Source organism: Shewanella sp. AS1 (assembly GCF_021412565.1).
In the GTDB taxonomy this organism is placed as follows: domain Bacteria; phylum Pseudomonadota; class Gammaproteobacteria; order Enterobacterales; family Shewanellaceae; genus Shewanella.
Window position 1 is genome coordinate 1 of the sequence record NZ_JAKCLJ010000031.1, and the last position, 553, is coordinate 553.

The following is a 553-nucleotide window of genomic DNA, read 5'->3' on the forward strand; positions in this document are numbered from 1 at the left end:
ACAACAGCGGATCCGCGAGCTGGAGAAGAAAATCCGCCGCATTGAAGAAGAGAACACCATTTTGAAAAAGGCTACGGCTCTCTTGATGTCAGACTCACTGAACAGTTCTCGTTAGTCGAGAAACTCAAGAAGAGCCATAGCGTAAAACAGATTTGTTCAGTATTTGGTATTCACCGCAGCAGTTACAAGTATTGGCGAAGTAGGCCTATCACCATTGACTCGAAGGTGGTAAAGCTGCACAGCATGGTGCGGGAGGCTTATGAAGCCAGCAATGGGTCAGCGGGTGCCAGAACTCTGGCTGATATGGTGACGACTGCTGGCGTGAGGTTGACGCGCTATCGTGCCACCGGGCTGATGAAGAAGCTGGGGCTAGTGAGCTGCCAGGTGCCGCAACATCGCTACAAAAAGGCAGACAAGGAGCATGTCGCCATCCCTAACCTCCTTGACCGCCAGTTTGCTGTGACGGCTCCCAATCAAGTGTGGTGTGGCGATGTGACCTATGTGTGGACAGGCAAACGATGGGCTTACCTTGCCGTTGTTCTGGACTTGTTTG

At 52.1% G+C, this 553-nt stretch carries 1 pseudogene; it reads left to right on the plus strand.

Features of this window, described 5'->3' with window-relative positions:
* Positions 1-553 (plus strand): annotated as a pseudogene (locus LZP69_RS15895) (IS3 family transposase); the annotation flags it as partial.